General features: G+C 42.9%; 20 protein-coding genes. 19 read left to right on the forward strand and 1 reads right to left on the reverse strand.

Annotated features, from left to right (window positions below):
* The 3 genes from JWG45_RS00425 to JWG45_RS00435 all read left to right on the forward strand — a co-directional run bounded on the left by JWG45_RS00425 (nucleotide 1) and on the right by JWG45_RS00435 (nucleotide 1,850).
* Nucleotides 1-1,197, forward strand: a complete 1,197-nt coding sequence (locus JWG45_RS00425; RefSeq protein ID WP_205277821.1) for an HD-GYP domain-containing protein — start codon at nucleotides 1-3, stop codon at nucleotides 1,195-1,197.
* 9 nt (nucleotides 1,198-1,206) lie between these two features.
* Nucleotides 1,207-1,557: a YraN family protein gene (locus tag JWG45_RS00430; RefSeq protein WP_205277822.1), complete on the forward strand. Its 351-nt coding sequence runs from the start codon at nucleotides 1,207-1,209 to the stop codon at nucleotides 1,555-1,557.
* Nucleotides 1,558-1,652: 95 nt separating this feature from the next.
* Nucleotides 1,653-1,850 (forward strand): hypothetical protein, encoded by a 198-nt coding sequence (locus tag JWG45_RS00435; protein ID WP_205277823.1) that lies wholly within the window; start codon nucleotides 1,653-1,655, stop codon nucleotides 1,848-1,850.
* A 19-nt stretch (nucleotides 1,851-1,869) separates the two neighbouring features.
* Here JWG45_RS00435 and JWG45_RS00440 read toward each other — a convergent pair whose 3' ends face one another.
* Nucleotides 1,870-3,399, reverse strand: a complete 1,530-nt coding sequence (locus JWG45_RS00440) for a YifB family Mg chelatase-like AAA ATPase (protein WP_205277824.1) — start codon at nucleotides 3,397-3,399, stop codon at nucleotides 1,870-1,872.
* A gap of 247 nt (nucleotides 3,400-3,646) precedes the next feature.
* Here JWG45_RS00440 and JWG45_RS00445 point away from each other — a divergent pair, with 247 nt between their 5' ends.
* From JWG45_RS00445 to JWG45_RS00520, 16 genes are all read left to right on the forward strand, one after another.
* Nucleotides 3,647-4,021, forward strand: a complete 375-nt coding sequence (locus tag JWG45_RS00445) for a type II secretion system-associated lipoprotein (protein WP_205277825.1) — start codon at nucleotides 3,647-3,649, stop codon at nucleotides 4,019-4,021.
* Nucleotides 3,990-5,003 (forward strand): M23 family metallopeptidase, encoded by a 1,014-nt coding sequence (locus JWG45_RS00450; protein WP_205277826.1) that lies wholly within the window; start codon nucleotides 3,990-3,992, stop codon nucleotides 5,001-5,003. Before JWG45_RS00445 ends, JWG45_RS00450 begins: the two co-directional genes overlap by 32 nt.
* A 61-nt stretch (nucleotides 5,004-5,064) precedes the next feature.
* Complete coding sequence (locus JWG45_RS00455; protein WP_205277827.1) at nucleotides 5,065-5,967, forward strand: general secretion pathway protein GspC; 903 nt, start codon at nucleotides 5,065-5,067, stop codon at nucleotides 5,965-5,967.
* Nucleotides 5,968-5,972: 5 nt separating this feature from the next.
* Nucleotides 5,973-7,760, forward strand: coding sequence for a type II secretion system secretin GspD (gene gspD, locus JWG45_RS00460; RefSeq protein WP_205277828.1), 1,788 nt, complete (start codon nucleotides 5,973-5,975; stop codon nucleotides 7,758-7,760).
* Between the two features lies 1 nt (nucleotide 7,761).
* The gene (gene gspE, locus JWG45_RS00465) at nucleotides 7,762-9,435 is read left to right on the forward strand and encodes a type II secretion system ATPase GspE (protein WP_205277829.1); all 1,674 of its coding nucleotides are present in this window, start codon (nucleotides 7,762-7,764) and stop codon (nucleotides 9,433-9,435) included.
* 5 nt (nucleotides 9,436-9,440) lie between these two features.
* Nucleotides 9,441-10,667, forward strand: a complete 1,227-nt coding sequence (locus tag JWG45_RS00470) for a type II secretion system F family protein (protein WP_205273161.1) — start codon at nucleotides 9,441-9,443, stop codon at nucleotides 10,665-10,667.
* A gap of 21 nt (nucleotides 10,668-10,688) precedes the next feature.
* Nucleotides 10,689-11,165, forward strand: coding sequence for a type II secretion system major pseudopilin GspG (gspG, locus tag JWG45_RS00475; protein ID WP_205273160.1), 477 nt, complete (start codon nucleotides 10,689-10,691; stop codon nucleotides 11,163-11,165).
* A 21-nt stretch (nucleotides 11,166-11,186) separates the two neighbouring features.
* Nucleotides 11,187-11,759, forward strand: a complete 573-nt coding sequence (locus JWG45_RS00480) for a pilus assembly FimT family protein (protein WP_205277830.1) — start codon at nucleotides 11,187-11,189, stop codon at nucleotides 11,757-11,759.
* Nucleotides 11,734-12,282: a type II secretion system protein gene (locus JWG45_RS00485; protein ID WP_205277831.1), complete on the forward strand. Its 549-nt coding sequence runs from the start codon at nucleotides 11,734-11,736 to the stop codon at nucleotides 12,280-12,282. Before JWG45_RS00480 ends, JWG45_RS00485 begins: the two co-directional genes overlap by 26 nt.
* Before the next feature lies 1 nt (nucleotide 12,283).
* Nucleotides 12,284-12,928 (forward strand): type II secretion system protein GspJ, encoded by a 645-nt coding sequence (locus JWG45_RS00490; RefSeq protein WP_232380438.1) that lies wholly within the window; start codon nucleotides 12,284-12,286, stop codon nucleotides 12,926-12,928.
* Nucleotides 12,891-14,063: a type II secretion system minor pseudopilin gene (locus JWG45_RS00495; RefSeq protein ID WP_205277832.1), complete on the forward strand. Its 1,173-nt coding sequence runs from the start codon at nucleotides 12,891-12,893 to the stop codon at nucleotides 14,061-14,063. Before JWG45_RS00490 ends, JWG45_RS00495 begins: the two co-directional genes overlap by 38 nt.
* Nucleotides 14,064-14,070: 7 nt before the next feature.
* The gene (pilM, locus tag JWG45_RS00500; protein ID WP_205277833.1) at nucleotides 14,071-15,696 is read left to right on the forward strand and encodes a pilus assembly protein PilM; all 1,626 of its coding nucleotides are present in this window, start codon (nucleotides 14,071-14,073) and stop codon (nucleotides 15,694-15,696) included.
* Between the two features lie 6 nt (nucleotides 15,697-15,702).
* Nucleotides 15,703-16,227, forward strand: coding sequence for a hypothetical protein (locus tag JWG45_RS00505; protein ID WP_205277834.1), 525 nt, complete (start codon nucleotides 15,703-15,705; stop codon nucleotides 16,225-16,227).
* Nucleotides 16,224-17,138, forward strand: a complete 915-nt coding sequence (gene gspN, locus JWG45_RS00510; RefSeq protein ID WP_205277835.1) for a type II secretion system protein GspN — start codon at nucleotides 16,224-16,226, stop codon at nucleotides 17,136-17,138. The genes JWG45_RS00505 and gspN overlap by 4 nt, the downstream gene beginning before the upstream one ends.
* A gap of 245 nt (nucleotides 17,139-17,383) precedes the next feature.
* Complete coding sequence (locus JWG45_RS00515; RefSeq protein WP_232380439.1) at nucleotides 17,384-17,818, forward strand: D-Ala-D-Ala carboxypeptidase family metallohydrolase; 435 nt, start codon at nucleotides 17,384-17,386, stop codon at nucleotides 17,816-17,818.
* A gap of 538 nt (nucleotides 17,819-18,356) precedes the next feature.
* On the forward strand, nucleotides 18,357-19,391 hold the full coding sequence (locus JWG45_RS00520; protein WP_205277837.1) for an LIC10774 family surface protein: 1,035 nt from the start codon (nucleotides 18,357-18,359) through the stop codon (nucleotides 19,389-19,391).
* The last annotated feature ends 246 nt before the right edge of the window (nucleotides 19,392-19,637 follow it).

A 19,637-nucleotide genomic window follows, 5' to 3' on the forward strand; every position in this document is an offset into this window, starting at 1 on the left:
ATGAAAAAGTTTGCCGTTTCTGAACTCAAACCGGGAATGAGGTTTTCCAAACCTGTCTACTTAGATAAGGAAAATTTATTTATCACTTCGAATACCCCGGTTACCGACAGCGACTTGGATCGGTTGAATAAATTCGGAATCCAAGAAGTGATGACCGCCGGAGAACTTCTTCAAATCGGAAATTCTGCCACGGAGAACACCGATTCGAACCGACTGGAAACGAGTATTGACGATATCATCGTTAATACGATTGTAGACGAGGATCTCCAACCTCTCAAAGCCATCTATGATAATCTCAATCGAATCAAAGTAACATTTAGCAACCTTTATAGAGAGACCACACAAATTCTTCAGGAAGTTTTCAAAAAAACCTTAGAAGAAAAATCCCTCGAAGTGACACCCGTAAGGGAAATCGCGGAAAAACTCACGGACTTCGTTCGTTCCAATCAGAATATTTCTTATCTCATTCTTTCCAACAACCCAAGCGGATATTATCTTTATAATCAAATAGCAAACGCGACTTTTTATTCTTTGATCATGGGAAAGTTGCTGGAATATTCCAGACCGAAGATGATCGATCTTGGAATTTCCTGTTTGCTCGCAGATATCGGAATGTGCAAGGTTCCGTCCGCAGTTTCCGAAAAAAACGAACAACTGACCGACGAAGAATTTAAGACTATCATGAAACATACAATTTTGGGTTATCAGATTCTTTCCCAAAGAATGAAACTCAAAAACAATCTCGCGATCGTCGCTCTCCAACACCATGAAAGATACGACGGAAACGGATATCCTCAAAAATTGGCTTCTACCGCCATCGAAGAACAGGCAAGAATCTATGCAATTGCTGATAACTTCTCCGCACTCGTTACCAATCGCCCTCATAGAAAAAAAATTCTTCCGCACGAAGCGATCAAATCGATGATCAGCATGGACGTGGGTAAATTCGATCTTAAATTGGTTCGTTCCCTTTTGAACCATCTTTCTCTTTATCCTGTAGGTTCTTGTGTGGAACTTTCCGACAAAAGAATCGGCGTTGTGTTGGGTCCCAACCCGGACAAACCGATTCGTCCCTGCATTCGTATTATAAAAGATGAATATGGTGAGATGGTTCGAAATCTCATTTTGGTCGATCTTTTAAGGGATACGAATCTTTTTATTTCCCGTCCAGTCGACCTCCAGGAAATCACCGGTTGATTTTTTTCTTTGCTGAACTTTCGAAAACAGAAAGGAATCGAAGGTGAATCTCTCGCCTGTGATTTTTTGATTTCCCTTGGTCATCAAATTCTCAAACGGAATTACCGATTTTCTCGATACGAAATCGACATAATCTCAAGCAAAGAAGAAGAGCTTCATTTTATCGAAGTTAAGAATTGGGAAGAATTTTCAACCTTTGATCCTCGTTTTTCTCTCAACCGTGCCAAACAAATGCGGATGAGGTCGGCTGCGGAAGGTTTTTTATCCTTACACCTTTCCTTTCAGAATCATTTTGTCTCATTCGACCTTGTCTTCATAAACTCTAAAAAGGGATGTGAATATTATCCTCAGCTCTTTTGAAATGTGCATTAAGGTACTTCCAACAACCACCGAATTCTTTAATTGTCTGCGGGTTCTCAAGGAAGAGAGCCTTAAATCGTTACAAGGAAGTAACTATGAAGAGCATCCCGATTTTAGGAAATCTGGCCGAATCAGATGATTTCGGACCGGATCCGGTCATTCTCCGTAAAAGGGGAATGCCGGTCAAAAAGCGAAAATTTGAAGATTACAAAAAGAAACTGGAGGATCCGGGTTATATCGACTTTGCAATCGATAAAATCGCGATGGAAATCTCCCATTTTCTTTCCAAATGAACTTCTCGCTTAACGGGAATTAAGCGATGGCCCTGTTTTCTCCGTAATTTCCGGCGTTCTGGAAATTCAGGGCCTCTAGAAGGTGCCTTTCCTCCACGGTCTCACTTGCCTCCAAATCCGCGATCGTCCTGGCCACTTTTCTGATTTGATTGAACTTTCGAATGCTCAGTCTGTGAAGTCGAATCTGGTTTTCGAGTATATCTTCGCAAACTGAATTAAATCTAAGAAACTGATTCACCGATTCTCCGCGAAGTTGCCCATTAAAATAGATTCCTTGATCTTTATATCTTCGATTCTGAATCTCGGAAGCCTCATAGATTCGGTCTCGGGTTTCTTGGAGATCGATTTGAATTCTTTTTCTCTCCTTTTCCTTGGAAGGAAACATCTGTACTTCGAGATCGATTCGGTCCCGAAACGGGCCGGAATAGGGGGTTTGGTATTTTTTGATCTTCTGCGCGTTACATCCGCAAGAACTTTTTTCCACTCCGTAGAATCCACACGGACAAGGATTGGTGGCCGCTACTAAAAGAAAATGTGCGGGAAAGGTTACGGTTCCGCTAATTCTGGAAACGGTAATCCAACCTTCCTCCATCGGCTCCCGAAGCGCCTGCAATACGCCGGATTTGTACTCCGAAAGTTCATCTAAAAAAAGAATTCCACGATTGGCCAGGGTGACTTCTCCCATTCTCAAATCCTTAGATCCTCCGACTAAAGAAATATCCGAAGCCGTATGATGCGGAGCCCGATAGGGCCTTTCCACGAACAATTCTTGGAGAGGAATTTGAGAGGATTGAATTTTTAGAATGTCCAAAGCTTCTTCTTCTCCCGGTGAGGGAAGAAGAAGTCCCAACATCCTTGCCAAGAGGCTTTTTCCGGTTCCTGGAGGCCCTGTGAGAAGAATATGGTGCCAACCTGCGGCCGCAATCTGAATGGCACGAAACGCGACCATCTGGTCTTGATAGAGATCTAAGGTCTTTAAGATCTGTGGAATCTTTACTTGAATCGTCGATTTCATCTCCGGATTCCTTCGATTTTCCAATACCTCCTCCAATTCTTTCAAATGAGAGATGCCGTAGACTTCGAATTTTTTTAGGAGCGCGGCTTCCTCCTTATTTTGAAACGGAAGAATCACTGTATCGTATTTTTCGGAGGAAATTCCGGAAAGAATGGGGAGAACCCCTTTTAAGGGTTTGAGGCATCCGTCTAAACCCAATTCTCCCAAAAGCAAAGTTCTCTTTAATTTTCCGGAGGCAAAGATCTGACCCGTAAGAGCCAAAATTCCACAGGCGATCGAAAGATCCAAAAGGGTTCCTTCCTTTTTTCTTCCGGCCGGAGCGAGGTTTACAAGAATGTTTTGAAAGGGACAAGAGTAACCGCTGTTCTCGAGGGCGATTCGAACTCTCTCGGCGGATTCCCGAATCGACTGCGCTGCGAGACCCGTGATCATAAATCTCGGCAAGCCTCGTTTTAAATTGATCTCGACGGAAACCGGAAAGGCTTCTAATCCTTCCAAATTTGCTCCGGTCAAACAAATCCATGTGTTTTTCATTCTGATCCTCCGATTTCTACGGTTCCTTCCCGTGGATGAAAACGGCGTTTCCGAAAACTTTTTCTTAAAAAAGGGAATTTTTTCCTCCGGATGAAAACAAGGCAATCGCGACTTCCGCAGGACTCATCCAAAGTATGGAGAAGAAAGTAGGTAGAAGGGCAGATTCTTGGAAAATTTAAAAGGAATTGAAGAGGATTCTAAAAAAACTAGTTTCAAATACCTTCCCCCCCTGTAATTTTGCACTGAAATGTTTCGTATCACGGTTTTCCTGCTTTCAGGGATCATTCTTTTTCTTGCAGGCTGTGGAAACCGATTGATTCGCAAAGATGCAGTTGCCCAAATCAACGAACACTACGTCGACAAGACCTATTACCTGATCCAAGACAAGAAGGTTTCCAATACGGAGACCTTTAAGAAAGGGATGCTCGTTAAGATCTATATAGAGTCTACTCCTTCGATGGTGAAGGTAAAGTGTTATCCCGCGGATCACAAAAGAGAATACGCCATCGGAAGGATGATCATCTATCAATTGAACGATGAGTACGGCGGAAAGAAGATTACGATAGAGGATCTGGATAAACTGATAGCTAATGAACTCGTGGAATACAAAAAGAAAAAATAGATCCTCCCGAAGAGGCGGTTCAAGATCGGCGGCACGGATGTCCGATACTAAAAAGGTGAACGGAAAGTTTTTTTTGATTCCCCTGATCTCCTCTTTGGTTCTTTCTTCTTCGTTGGGAGCGGATCCACTGAAGAATTATGACGCGGAAATTTCCGAATACACCAATAAGGATTCCTCCTTTTTTACGGACAAAGAAGAACGTAAAATAAAACAGCTATTCTCTCAATCACCGGAAAACTGGCAGGAAGAGAAATATTCCCTCAATTATCATAAAGACAAATCCAATCTGGAACTTCCGAGTTTTATCAGCGTCAATCGGATCATATCCTCTAAAATCGTAAGTCACAGCGGCGTCGTTTATAAGAATTACGTCGTAAAGCCCAAAGACACACTTTCTAAGATCGCGAGAATTATGAAAACCTCGGTCCAAAAAGTAAGTTCCACGAACGGGCTCAAAAAAAATTCCACTCTTCAAGTAGGACAAAACATCTCGATTCCAGTCCAGGTTCGAAATGCAAGTCGCGAAAAGGTCGAATTCCGCAAAGTTTTTGTTTCTCCAGTCGTAAACGCAAAGATGACTTCTCGTTTCGGAAGAAGAAAGGATCCTTTTCACACCGGTTCCGGCGGTTATCATAGCGGCGTCGATTTCGGAGGAGTCCAGGGTTCTCCGATTCTTTCATCTGCGGATGGGGTGGTTTCTTTTGCCGGAGTAAACGGCGGGTATGGAAACACTGTCATCATCGATCACGAAAACGGTTATAAAACCATGTATGCTCATTGTGCAAAAATTACGATCGAGCAGGGAACGAGAGTGAGCGCGGGAACGGTCATAGGTGCCGTTGGCAGAACCGGATCAGCGACGGGGCCTCACTTGCATTTTGAAGTTTTCTTAAACGGAAATCGGATCAATCCGGAAGTAGCTTTAAGAAAAACCTTGAAGATTGTGACTCCCTTAGATCCCGGTAAGTTTGCCAGACTTTAACATCCTTTCGAGATCGGATGTTATTCAAAATCTCTGAAAGAAATTTACTGATCGGATCCCAATGAACGCGCTTTTTTTAGAACTCAGGAAAAACACATTCTATACTCTCATTCCAGTTATCCTGTTCTTTTCTTATTCTCTCTCCTATCTTTTACGCGCGGTCATTCTTGCATTCTTAAACCCGAGCGTACAGTCCTCAAATACCAATCTCAATCCTACCCGAAAGATTGGTCCGGAAACCAACCGAGCCTTGTCTTCTTATGAAGAAATGGTTCAGGGAAATCTGATTCGCGGAATCACTTCCAGAGCGGGAGAGATCGCGACGGAAGGTGAACTTTCCACAGCCCCTCCTGATACGGGAGAAGGTGAGGAAATGAGAGTTACCGGAACTCTGAGCGGACACTGGTCTTTTGCACGGGTGACTATTGTGGAAAAGGGGAAACCGGACGCGCAAGAATTCGCAACCGGAGAAACCGTTGCCGGTTATAAGATTCGATCGATCGCACTCAACTATATCGTTTTAGAAAAGGGAGGAGTTTCTCTAAAAGTAGAAATCGGCCAAACCCCCGGAGAAGCCAGAGCAAAACTGGGACAAGACGCGGCTCCGAAAGGAGATCCAGGTCAGACCGCATCCGCGGATACTATAAGAAAGGTTCTTTCGAGACAAGACGTAAACCGAAAGCTCAAGGATCCCGCCGCGTTGTATAAGAATGCAAGATTTGGTCCTGCCTTGATCAACGGTAAGATCGCCGGATACAAGATCTACAGCGTCTCTCCGGATCATATTTTTTATGCCCTGGGAGCAAGAAACGGAGATACGATCAAACGAGTCAACGGAATGCCATTGACGGAAACCGAAAAAATGTTGGAGATCTGGGGAGCCGTAAAAACTGCCGATAAGATTACGGTAGATGTGGAAAGAGGTAGCCAGATTCTCACCTACGAATTTATTATCAGAAACTAAAAAAAATGCCCGGAACAACCAATCAATTTCCAATCTTTAGAATTCTTTCTATTCTCATGCTTGTACTTTTAGTGTGGGATCGCCCCGTTTTCCCTCAGAATAAAAAGAAAGTATCCGTAAAAACCAAGTCGGCCGTTTCTCCGGAAGAACCAGTGGAGAAAACTTTTTACGCCAATTGGAGAGATACGGAGCTCAACGATTTTTTAAAAGGAATGAGCGCTATCCTAAGAAAGAATATTCTTCTGGATGAAAGTTTAAAAGGTAAAAAAATCACAATCATTTCTCAAAAAGAAATTCCGATCAAAAACGCATTCGTTTTTATGAAGTCGGTTTTGGAATCTCTGGGATTTGGAGTTGTGGAAGAACCGGATCTTATCTCCATCGTAAAAATCAAAGACGCACTCGCAAGATCCCCTATCGTGCGTGTAGGCAAGGAATTGATTCCGGAAACGGAAGTCGGTGATTTTAGAAACATCACTCAAATCATTCCGGTGGAAAACGTAAAACCGGAAGAATTGGAGCCGATTCTCAAACGTCTGACTTCGCCCAATACAGACGTGATCGTTTATAAGAATACGAACACGATCGTTCTTTCCGGTTCCGCTGCGGATATCAACAAACTCTTACTTTTAGTCAACGAACTCGATCAAAAATTGGAAGAGGCGACACCCGGTTCTATTTCTTCGGCGGGGGACGTTCACATCTACACCCTGGAACACAGTGAAGCGGAAAAAATCGCCGCCACGTTAGTCAAGCTTGACAATCCGGTTGTACAGACGGAAGAACTGAGCCCGGAAAAAAAAGCGCAAGGCCAGGTTCCGGGAAAGGTTGAAAAAATCAAAGCGGTGGGTCACAAGGAATCCAATTCAGTGATCGTAACGGCGACAAACTCGGAGTGGACGGAGATCCGAAAAATCATCAAGGTTTTGGATTCCGCAAGAAAACAGGTTCTTTTGGAAGTGTTGATCGTAGAATTGACTTCCAGCGATCTCAACGACTTCGGTATCGACTGGAGATACAAAAGCGAAGCCTACGGACAATTCAACACGGGCCTTTCGAAAGAAGGAAATATCATCAACGCAAACGGCCAGGTGAATCCGAACATCAACACCTTGAGCGGTTTCTCTTTAGGTTTTTTAAAAGCTGGTTCGGAACAGATCATCGGTATTTTAAGCGCGAACCAAGGGAATGAAAACTTCAATGTTTTATCCGCTCCTCAAGTTTTGACCGTCGACAATCAGGAAGCGGAGATCAGCGTAGGACAGGACGTTCCCGTAAGAACCCAGAGTCGAAACGCAGGAACGGGAGGAGCAAATGCCGTCACGGTGGACAACTTTGAATACCGGCCAACCGGGATCAAACTCAAGTTCACGCCACACGTGAACAAAAACAACAAGATCACTTTAGAACTCTTTCAAGAGATCAAAAATATCGCCGAGATTGCGCTCGCCGGTGGAAACCCCACTTTCAATCGTCGAGAGATCAAAACCTCGGTAACGATCGAAAACACCCAGTCCATCGTAATCGGGGGTTTGATTTCAACGGACAAACAAAAACGAATTATCAAAATCCCTTTCCTTGGCGATATCCCATATCTGGGACATTTTTTCAAAAGGACCACCGAAAAATTAAAAAAAACCAACCTTATGGTTTTTATCACTCCGCATATTCTCGATAGCAGAGAGAACGCGGATAAGATGACGGTGAAGAAAAAGATGCAACAGGAAAGATACGAACTCGAAAGAGAAAGAATCCTCAACAAAGAAAAAGAAATCAAAGAAAGAGGGGACTAAGTTGAAAACTCTCGGAGATATCCTAATCGAAGAGGGGATCATATCCGAAAAAGATCTGGAAGATTCCCTGAAGGTTCAGAAAAAGAATAACCTTCCTCTCAGTCATATCATTCAAAAAAAAGGAATCGCCGGAGAATCCGATATTCTCCGCGCGCTTTCCAAACTCTATCAGCTCGAGTTTCGTGAAAAATTAGAATTCTCCGGAATGGAAGAGGTATTTCAGCAGATTCCTCTCAAACTCATTCAAAGAAGTAGAATCGTTCCCTTTCAACTCTCGAAAAAAACGATTCGAATTGCGGTCTCCGATCCTTCCGATCTCCATCCGATGGACGACGCTCGTAATTTTCTCAAAGGATACAACGTAGAATTTATTCTCGCACCCGAACCGGAAATCATGCGGATCATTCATTCGCATTTCGATACAACTTCTTCCGCTGCAAAAGAAATGCTGAATGAGATGGAAGGAAGTTTTTCCGAACTCGCAGAAGCCTTTGAAAACGATTCTCTCGATCTAAGCGACGACGCGCCGATCATCAAGATGGTCAACGTCATTCTTTCCCAAGCAGTCAATGAACGAGCTTCGGATATCCATATTGAACCGTATGAAAAGTCCCTTATCGTCCGGTATCGTGTGGACGGTATTTTGCATAACGTACTCAGTCCGCCGAAATCCTATCACGCGGGAATTTCCTCAAGAATCAAGATCATGTCGAATTTGAACATCGCCGAAAATAGACTTCCTCAAGACGGTAGAATCAAACTCAGATTGACGGGAAAAGATATCGATATCCGCGTCTCCACGATTCCCTGTCAGTTCGGTGAAAGAATCGTGATGCGACTTTTGAACAAGACCGACCAAAAGTATTCTTTGGATACGATGGGTTTTTATCCGGAACTCGTGAAGACGATTCGATCCTTGATCATCGAGCCGCACGGAATCATACTTGTTACAGGTCCTACTGGTTCCGGTAAGTCCACAACTCTCTATTCTGCTCTCAGCGAATTGAACACCGAAGAAAGAAATATCATCACCTGCGAAGACCCAGTGGAATATCAGTTCGAAGGAATTTCGCAGATGCAGATGCAGGAAAAAATCGGACTCACGTTTGCAACGGGTCTTCGAGCCATTCTTCGTCAGGATCCGGACGTCATCATGGTCGGGGAGATTCGGGATGAAGAGACGGCAAGGATCGCGATCCAAGCTTCTCTCACGGGTCACTTGGTGTTTTCCACACTCCACACGAACGATGCGGCGAGTGCGGCTACAAGGCTTGTGGATATGGGAATCGAACCGTATTTAATCACTTCGACCGTTCTCGGCTTTATGGCGCAACGACTCGTGAGAGTGATCTGCGCTCATTGTAAAGAAACATACAAACCAACCGCGTCCGAATTGGAATCGATCGGAATCTCGAAAAAAACTTTGAAAAACGGAACTCTCCACCGAGGTAAAGGTTGTTCTCATTGTATGGGCACCGGTTTTAAAGGAAGAACCGGAATCTACGAACTTTTATTGGTGGATTCTCATATCAAAACGGCTATCCTTCATGGAAGTGATGCCGGAAAATTAAACGAGATCGCAAGAGAACACAATTTCAAAACTTTAAAAGATTATGGAATTCGAAAGGTTATCGACGGCGTTACAACGATCGACGAAGTGCTCAGAGTCACTTAAATAAAATGGCAATTTATTCTTACGTTGCATTCAACAAAAAAGGAAAAGAAGAAAAGGGAATCATCGACGCGGCTTCCCTTCAAGCGGCTCGTTCGAAGTTAAAGAACAAGGGACTTTACGTTCGCAATATCTCCGAAGATTCCGAAAAAAAAGACCGGGAACTTTTTCCATTCTTAGCAAAATATTTTTATAGAATTCCTCGAAAAGAGGTCGGGCTTTTTTCTAGACAACTCGCGACCTTACTTGGCGCGGGAATTCCTCTCGACAAATCTCTCGCGAGCATCGTAGAACAAACCGATAACCAGAACTTTCGAAAAGTTTTGACCGGAATGCAAGCCAGCATCACCGAAGGTTCTTCCTTATCCGAAGCGATGAAAAAACATCCGGACGTGTTTCCGAGTCAGTTTCCTTCTCTCGTCGCGGTAGGAGAAAAAACGGGAGATTACGAAGCCACCTTAACTCGACTCGCCGAACTGGAAGAGAAGTCGAGCGAGCTCAAGGCAAAAGTCCAAGTCGCAATGGTTTATCCCTTTATCATGGGTTCTCTTTCCATCTTCGTAACGATCTTTTTATTGACCGTGGTCATTCCTCAGATTCAGGAATTGTTTTTGCAGTTCGACGCAAAACTTCCTTTGATCACTCGAATCGTAATTGGTGTTTCCGATATTCTCATAGGATTTTGGTGGCTTCTTCTTGCGTTGGGTTTTGGCGGAATCGTTGGCTTTATCTATTATAAAAACACTCCACAAGGAAAACGAAACTGGGACGAATTTATTCTGAAGGTCCCGATTTTGGGCTCTTTGGCTCGTAAGGTTTTAGTCAGTAGCTTTGCAAGAAACATCGGCATTCTTTTGAGCAATCGAGTTCCTTTGATCACAACTCTTTCCATCGTGGAACGTATCGTGGATCATTCCATCTTCGGGGAAGAAATCAAAAACGCGGTGGATCGAATCAAGGAGGGAGAAAAACTATCGGCTTCTTTTAGCGGATCCGTGATTCTTCCCCAGATGGTGATCGGTATGATCGCCGCCGGAGAGGTTTCGGATCGGGTTCCCGAAATGATGAACAAACTCGCGGATATTTACGATACCGAAGTGGATACCGCGATTAAAACGATGACACAATCGATGGAACCGCTCATGATTGTGGTAATGGGTCTTCTCATTGGAACGATTATGGCCTCGATCATGGTCCCAATGTACAACTTGACGCAGCAACTTCAAAATATATAATTTAGAATAAGGAGAATTCAATTGAATCTGTCCAAATTAAAAAGAAAATACAGAAAAGGTCTCACACTGATAGAACTCGCTGTTGTCGTGATCATCTTAGGAGCGCTCATCGCTTTGGTTTATTCCAACTTTCGTCCGGGTGAAATCAGCGACGATACCGCGGCATTAAAACTTAAAAAAGACGCCTACGAGTTACAGTCTCATTTGGAAAGATACGCACAACGATACGGCTCTTATCCGAGCGATGAACAAGGACTCGAAGCTTTAGTGGAAAAACCGACTACGGGAGAAGTTCCTGAAGATTGGAAACCGATCCTGAGTAAAAAAGGCGCGATCAACGATCCTTGGGGCACTTCTTACAAACTAAAGAGGGATGCAGGCGGGGACGTTCAATTATTCACCTTAGGTAAAGATAAAAAAGAAGGCGGAGAAGGCAAAAATGCTGACTTCAACATTCTCAACGAAGACGAATATCCTTCCGACTTCCGCAGAAAATAAAATTCCTTCGCCTTTCCGGTTATGAAAACAAGAAATATCCGGAAAGGATTTACCCTGATCGAGTTGATCGTGGTGATCGCGATCCTCGCGGGGCTAATTAGTATTCTTGCAACTACCGCGGCGAATTTCATCGTTCCGTCCGGCACCGACGCGGCACAAACTCTTAAACAAGCGGCTGAATTTTGTTATCGCAAATCGATTCTTACAAATACGACCATGGTTTTGGAATTGGACATTGAAAACGATACTTACACCGTAAAAAAACTCGTCCGAGACGAAAGCGGAATCAAAGAAGTATTGGTCTTCAAACCGCAAAAACTTCCATACAATTCCGAAATCATAGATATCACCGACATTCGCGGCTTTCGTTATACAAAAGGAATCGTCAAGGTTCCGTTTACTTATCTAGGAATCGCCGCAGACTACAGTGTTCACTTAGGAAACGACCCGTCTATCTATCGGACTTTGATCATCTATCGTTACGGAGGGAAGGTTTCGGTCTTGGAAGGAGAACAATTCCACACTTCTTCCAATCTTGCAAACGATAAGAATTGGAAAGAACAACAGGATGAAAACGAACAGCAACAACCTTAAATTCTTATCCAGCCGAAAACGGTTTCGAAATTCTTTTCGTAAAGGTTTCAACTTGATCGAGGTTTCCATCGCACTCGCGTTAGCCGGCATTGCGATGACATACACTTATATGGTTATTTCTAACGGAATCAGACAACAAAGACTCGCCGCCGTGTTGTCAAACGCGGTTCACCTCGCAAAAATTAAGATGGCTCAGATCGATTCAGTCTCGGTTCTTCAATCCGACAATACATCCGGAGAAATTCCCGGTTATCCAGGTTATAGTTTTAAAACGCAGATCGGAGAAGAGGATATGGATCTTCTCAAACTCGCGGGTAAGGAAGGTAAAAAACCGGAAGACCTTTTGGGCGGAAGAGATTCCGAGATGAACAAGCTGATTATGCGAAGATCCGGTCAAGCGAATCAGGGCTCTTCCACAGCCGGAATCATCCGGGTCTTTCGAATCAAAGTCACGATCAATTATCCCACCGGAAGCGGCACCGAGTCTTATACCGCGGAAACGTTCAAATCGGCTCAGTATTAAAATGAAAAATACCCGTTCAAAATTCTTTCGCAAAGGATTTACTTTGATCGAAATTTCGATCGTAGTAATGATTTTGGGAGTGATCTTTACCGGAATTTTTTCTACCTATTACACGGCTCTGAAAATTTCCAGAGAGTCCTCTTCTCCGGGGGGGGCCTCGAAAAGAGACATTTTGCTCGCCATGGAAAACGTTCGTAGTACGATTTCAATGGCTTACTTTCACCAAACACAAAGAAGATTGATCTTCCTGGGAAAAAACGACGGAAGGGGAGTCGATCGTAAAGATCGTTTGGACTTTGCGGCGACTCATCCCAACTCGGAAGAAACTTCGATGCCGGAAGTCAGAGAAGTCGGATTCTATCTCAAACCGATGCCCGAAGAACCGAATTACAATTATCTCATTCGAAGAGAAGACGAGATGGTGGACCGTTATCCGAAATCGGGTGGAACCGAATACAGGCTGTTAAGTCATGTAAAAAGTTTCCAACTCAAGTATTCCAGAACGGGCGCTAAATGGGAGGACGAATGGGATTCTAAACTGACAAAGGTTTTGCCGAGACTCATTCGTATCGAGATGATCGTAAATTCCGGAAAAAAGGAGGTTCGTTATGAAACGCTCGCGTTTCCTGGAATTCTTTTTAAATAAAAAATTTAGAATATTCTTAAATACTTCTAAAATCGTAAAATCCAAGCGGTCTTCGAACGAAGTTAAAACTCTGCGCAAATCCAGGGAAGGTTTTATGGTAGTCATTCTCGTGATGGCGATCGGAACCGCTTCCTTTTACACGGCGACCGAGTTCGGAGAACGAGCCTTAGGCGAACGAAGAATCGCTCAAGCGGACGCTGACGGCTTCCGAGCGCTTTTGCTTGCGAAAGCGGGTTTTCAAGGCGCGTTAGGCGCTCTTAAAAAGATTCCGGAAGAATATCTCTACAAAAGTGGGATCGCGCTCAATCCGCCTCCGCTCCCGATGGGCGGAGGAACGATCTACTATAAGATCAGCTCCGAAGACGGCAAAATCAATCTCAACTCGCTCCTCAATCACGACGACAATCAACAAAATCTGCGCGCCGTGGAAATGCTTTCTCGTCTTTTCGATAAACTCGGGATCAAAAGGGAAAAGATTTTTCCGATTTTTGATTGGATGGATACGGATCTTCAGGAAACCGGCGGGGGCGCCGAGGACGGATACTATTCTTCCTTAAAACCTCCGAGAAAAAATAAGAACTCATTTATGTATTCAGTTTCCGAACTCGTTTCAATAAAGGGCTTCAATCGGGATATCGTGTATGGGTCCTTAAAACCGGCGGACTACTCTGAAAAGTATTCGAACGCGTTTCAGTCCGAAGAGGAAAAGGCCCTGATCGGAGATAACGATTTCGTTTTGGCAAACAATATCACCGCCTATATCCCATCGGGTCAAAACTCAGACGATAGAATCAACTTGAACGCGGCGCCATATTTTGTTTTGATGTCTTTATCCGATTTTATGACTAAACAAGCCGCCATGCGAATTCTCAAATTCAAATTGGAGCAGGGCGGTTTTATCAAAGAACTGAAGGACATCGAGAAATTCCAGGAATTTCAGATTCCAACGGCGGGTGGTCTCACTCTTTATAAGGAACTCGCGGGGGAAGGAACTGACGTCTCCGGCGGAAGGGTCAAGACCAAAGGTGAAATTTTTAGAATCGTAGCGGTGGGCCAAGTCGGGAAGACCATTCGAAGAATCACAGGAATCTTCGATCTGACCAACAGCACAATGCTCTATTATATGGAAGACTAAAAGTAAGATGTTTATTTACGATCAATTTCTTGCAATCGACTACGGAACGAGCACGATCAAAGGGGTTCTTTTCCAAAAAGTTCTCGGAAAATTGAGCATTCTCCGTTCCGAGATCATGAGCATCTCTCATGGAGAAGAGGAAGAATATCGCCACAACATTCTCCGTTTTATCAACTCTTACTTTCCCGGAGAAACGAGTATCGTCCTCAATCTTCCTCTGGATAGGCTTTTCGTTCGAGAATTGCATATCCCGCTTACAACCGTCAAAGCGATTCGAGAAGTGATTCCTTTCGAAGTAGAAAACAGAATTCCGTTTCCGATGGAAACCGTAGAAGTAACGGGAAGTATCTGGAGAATCGATCAGGAAAAATCCGACGTGATCGCATACTGTGCCCATCACTCCGAGCTCGACTTTATCACGTTCCCATTTTTGGAGACGAATATCGTTTTCCGAGGTTTATTCGTGGATTCTGTGAGTTTGTCCACGATCATCGCAGAACATACGAACAAAGAAATCAATTATAAAAATTGCGCGCAAGCCGACATCGGAGGAAGAGTTACGATCCTAAACATTCTTTCCGAAGGAAAGGTGGCCCATACGAGATATATTTCCATGGGAGGAGACACTCTCACGGAACAGATCGCTTCGGATTTAAAAATTCCTTTTGAGAAAGCGGAAGCGATCAAACTCTCTCTTCAGTTCGAACCGTTCTCCGGAGAAGACGACGGCTTGAATCTTTTCGCAAAAGAATTCAAACTCAAAGTCGCGGATATTAAGAAATCCTTTCAAAGCGTTTCCAAGTTCGCGGAAAAGCTTTCTTCCGAAATTCATAGAAGTATCGTTTCCATGAACGAAACCGAAAGGCCTGAAGTATTGTATCTTTCCGGCGGAGGAAGTAAAATCAGAGGGATCGATTCGGTCTTCGGAGATTCCCTTGGCCTCATCACACGAAGATACGATTTTCTTTCTCTGGACGGGGATACGTTTTCAACTTGTTTCGGAATGGGTTATCATTTCGGTTTAGCAAAAAAAGATAAAATCGATTTTATCAACACTCCTCACGTCAAACGGATCAATAAGAATATTCTTAACTTCGATCAGTTTCTTCCTCACCTGATTTTTTCCGGCGTATCGCTCTTTATCCTCATCACCGTTTTTTTCGTGGGTATCGTGGTCGACAAACGAAAGTTAAGCGCGAGCGAGAAACTTCTCGCCGAAAAGTTTCAGAGAGGTTTTGGAAGATCCGCTCCCGAAGATGTGGATATTTTAGAATACGCGACAAAACTAAAAAACGACGAAAAAAAGAAGACCGAAATTTACAGACTCTATTTGAGTAAACCGAGCATCCTCGACATTCTTTTCGAACTTTCGATGAACTTTCCCGCTTCGGATATGCAGCCGTTTCAGTTAGATCAATTCGATTACGACCAAGACTTGGTTAAAATCGGGGGAAGGGTAAACGAGTTTAGCGAGATCGGGGTTGTACAGAGATCCTTGGAAAAATCTCCGATGTTCAAAGACATCGAAGTGACAAACAAGAGATTGATGCAAGGTGTAAAGGCGTATAAGGTTTCCTTTACGATCACGATGAAGGTTGTTAACAAGCCCGTCGGCGCGGAGGAATCTTTTTAGATCATTATGCTCGAAAAATTAGAACCCAGAGAAAGGTTGATCGTACTCGGTGGAATCGGCGCGATTCTACTTCTAATCGTATTTTTGGCAGTTCAGAAGATCGTAAACATTCGTCAAGGTCTGACGGAAAGAGTTCAGGATTCGAGAACAGCTCCCGTAAAACTCGATAAGATCATTCAGGAATTCAACGACTTTCGTTCGCTCGATTCTTCCGGAGGTGATTCCGACGTTAGCGCCATCTATGCAAAACTCGACGAAATTTTCCTGAGATACGGTTTAAAAGAAAAAATTTCTACGATGAAAGATTCGTATGCGATCGAAGATAAAAAATACAAACGAACTACGATCGATATCAATTTTAGATCAGTCACGCTGGACAATATCTTTCGATTCGTCTATGATATCGAAAAAAATAAAATGATCAATGCGAGAGTGGAGTATCTCAACTTTAGAAAACCGTTTCAGGGAAAAGAAGTTTATGACGTGAACCTAAAATTGTCGAGCTATAGTCGAGAAGGCAACAAACGATGAAAAAAGAAGAAGAATTTCAGGAAGAAACAGCCCTCACACCCGAGGAAGAAGAATTCTTAACTCTGGAACTTCAAGAAGAGGAAGAAGAGGCGACACCTCGGTTTACTCTCAAACAAAAACTCTATCTGATAGGAACCGGCGTTTTTTCTTTTTTCATCTTTACGATTCTACTTTTTCCATTGGATGAAATCATACGCAGTTCTTTGAATACATCCTCTGCAAAGACCGGAACCATCATCAACTTCCGCGATCTGAGCATTTCCATTTTAGGGAATGTGACTTTAGATACTTTGGAGATTACGACTCCTTCCAATCTGAAAATTAAATCCGAAGAAACGGTTCTAAAAACTTCGCTCTTCGGACTTATGAAACGTAAGTTCGACGGAAAGTTCAAAATTGTATCTTTGAAGATCGATACTGAGAACGGTCCTTTTGCGAAAATTCCCAGAATCGAAGGTCAGGGAAAATTTGAAAATTTAGACTTGGGAATCGCGAGAATGGCCGGAAATTTCGATATTGAAATTCCCGGCGGCTCTTCCGGTATGATTCTGGAACTCCCGGAAATTCCTCTCCTCGGCGAACTCAAAAACATTACGATTAAGAAATTTTTAACAAAACTAAATCTGAAGGACGGAAATCTTATCTTTAACGATTTTACTCTGGATACGTCGATTGCTCGTTTTGATATCACCGGAAACATTCGTTTATCCGAAAGTATTCAATTCTCTCAACTCAATCTGAGAATTTGTCTAGAATTGGATCGAAACTTTGCTTTGGAAAGACAGGACATTGAAGATATGCTGACCCTTTTAGAAAAACAGGGCGGGGGGAAGTGTATCCCTTTGATGGGAACCATCGGAAAACCGGAAGCCAAGATTCCGGGTTTATCGGGGCCACCCGCAACTCCTTAAGAGTTGAAATCATACAAGAGTTAGCAATTCGGTTCAAAACGAATCCGAGAACACAAAACGACGGTCTTTCGTTTTTAGAATTCTTATTTATAGACCTGATGCAAAAATTTGTTCTTAAAAAGAGTCTCATTCTTTTACCGCTTTTGTTCTTTCCTTTCTGCTATTTTCAACCGCATACTCCTCCTTCCAAAAAACAGTGGAACGAATTTCGAAAACTTCCCCGAAATCAAAAGGAAATTCTCGCTTTGGAAAAATTTCTTCGAGAGCACAAAGTTTTGAACGTGGTTCCGATCGAACAACTTCTTAGGCAAGGCACGGATTGGAGACAAACGGAAAGTCAACCTTTCGCGATTCCACCTCGAGATTTATGGCCAAACATTTTACCAACCTTGAAAGTGATCCGCGATTTGATTCTTCCCCAGGTCGGTCCTGTGACCGTCGTTTCCGGTTTTCGAGAAGCGGAGTACAACAACAAGGCCGGAGGAGCCAAATCCAGTCGACATCTTCAATTTTCCGCGTTAGATATGATTCCCGACCGGGAAATCGACAGAGTTCATTTAAAAGGAAAACTTTTAGTCCTTTGGCAAAAAGAAGGCCCTGCTCGAAAGATTGGAGTCGGATTGTATTCTCGAAACCGATTTCATATCGATACGCTCGGTTTTCGCAAGTGGGAAAAGTAAAACCTCGAGTCCTCTCTTGCAAAACAATTCTCTGTTAAAACTTGGACTTTTTCTTAAATCGTTACGAACGGTTCTACCGCGAGAAGTCAATAATCCAGTCTACAATTGCCTCTTCCAAAGCTGACAGGAAAACAAGTCAGAAATCCCTTATATAAAAATTGGAAATCATAGTCCAGTTTTGATATATTCAAAAAATAGAAACGATTCTAAATACGTTTTGATAAACATTAATAAATATTAATTCACTTCTTAATGAACGCTTGGAGTTGACACAAATAATCTTTCACTCAAATTCAATACGATATAAGTATAAAGAGCTAATAAAATAAATTAACTGATAATCCTTTCAAGTTAAAAAACTAATATTGATTTAGTTTGAATATTAAACACTTTTAGAATTTGAATTTTTTAAAACATTCGATTCCAAAAAGGAAACTTTTTTTATTTTTGTGAAAATTGTCACAATAAATATGTTATCTGAATCAACGCGGCGACAAGAAGACATTCTTTATCATCGCTCATCAATCAGGAGAAAACAATGAAACGATTTTTTTTACTCTGCCTTAGCATGATCTTACTGTTAGGTGACTGCTCCAATGAAAAAGAAGGAAGAGAATCCGACCTAACGCTGCTATCCGGAATCATTGACCCAACGGATTTAAGAATTCTTAATCCTGATAGCTATAACTCCCAACTAATCCTTATCCGAACTCCCATCTATGTAAGCAAAACAACCGGAAATGACAGTTGGCCTGGATCGCAGACTGCGCCTCTTCGAACCATCACGAAGGCGTTAGCTTTAGCCGACGGCCAAAATAACATCTACATTGCTCCCGGTGAATACTCCGATCGCACCGGTGAAAAATTCCCGATTCGAATTCCAGATGGGGTCTCTTTGATCGGAGATGAATTAGGGAGAGGCCTTGGTTTTTCAATACATTATGGTGAGAAATTCGAGGATATGCCCGTTCCGAAGCCCACTACGATTCAGTTTTATGGAGATGATCTTGCGGAAGCCATCCAACCGGGTAAAAATTCGACAATCGCTGGATTTAATTTACCAAATCCGATTGCTTTGAGAACCTACAACGTTAAAATTCGAAACAATACGTTACCTCAAGGAATCGGAATTTTTAATACAGATAGCAGTAGCAAACCCTCCGGTGGACATTGGGTCAGCGGAAATTTCATCGGGTCCCAAAAAGCACCAGACTATAACGACTCAGTTGGTATCTTCTTTGAAGAAACTACAGATGAAAATAAAGTTGAAAACAATAGGATCTATCGAAACCGATATGGGATTGTTATCCGGCCTGGTGCTAAAGTAGATTTAGGCGGAGGTGCCAGAAGAAGCGTTGGTAACAACATTATTTCCTGTAGCTTAGAGATAGACTTAACACTTTTAGTCGAACCAGGAAATCGACTTTACGCCGCAAATAATCGGTGGGATCACGATGTTCCAACGTATTCTATCGGATCTACTTACAAACCAGGAATCGATATCTATGCCCCGCCTCCATACGGCACTATCGATATTGGAGGATATTCTTTAGCTCCTAGTCCTTGCAACTGATCATTTTTGTAGGATTCATTCTTTTAGAACTTAACGAGGAATAAACGACCTTTCCACCTATAGAAAGGTCGTAATCAATTCCTAATATCTCCAAAATTCAGACCCAATTGAATCAAAATATCGATGTCGTCAGTTAAGTTACCCTAAATTCAGGATAACCAAATGCGAAAGCGATTGTAGTGGAAATTCCGTAGGAATTGAAACGAAAAGCGCGGTCGCGAGCTTATTTCGCTATGGAATTTGCGA

Source organism: Leptospira ainlahdjerensis, assembly GCF_016919175.1.
Taxonomy (GTDB): Bacteria; Spirochaetota; Leptospiria; order Leptospirales; family Leptospiraceae; genus Leptospira; species Leptospira ainlahdjerensis.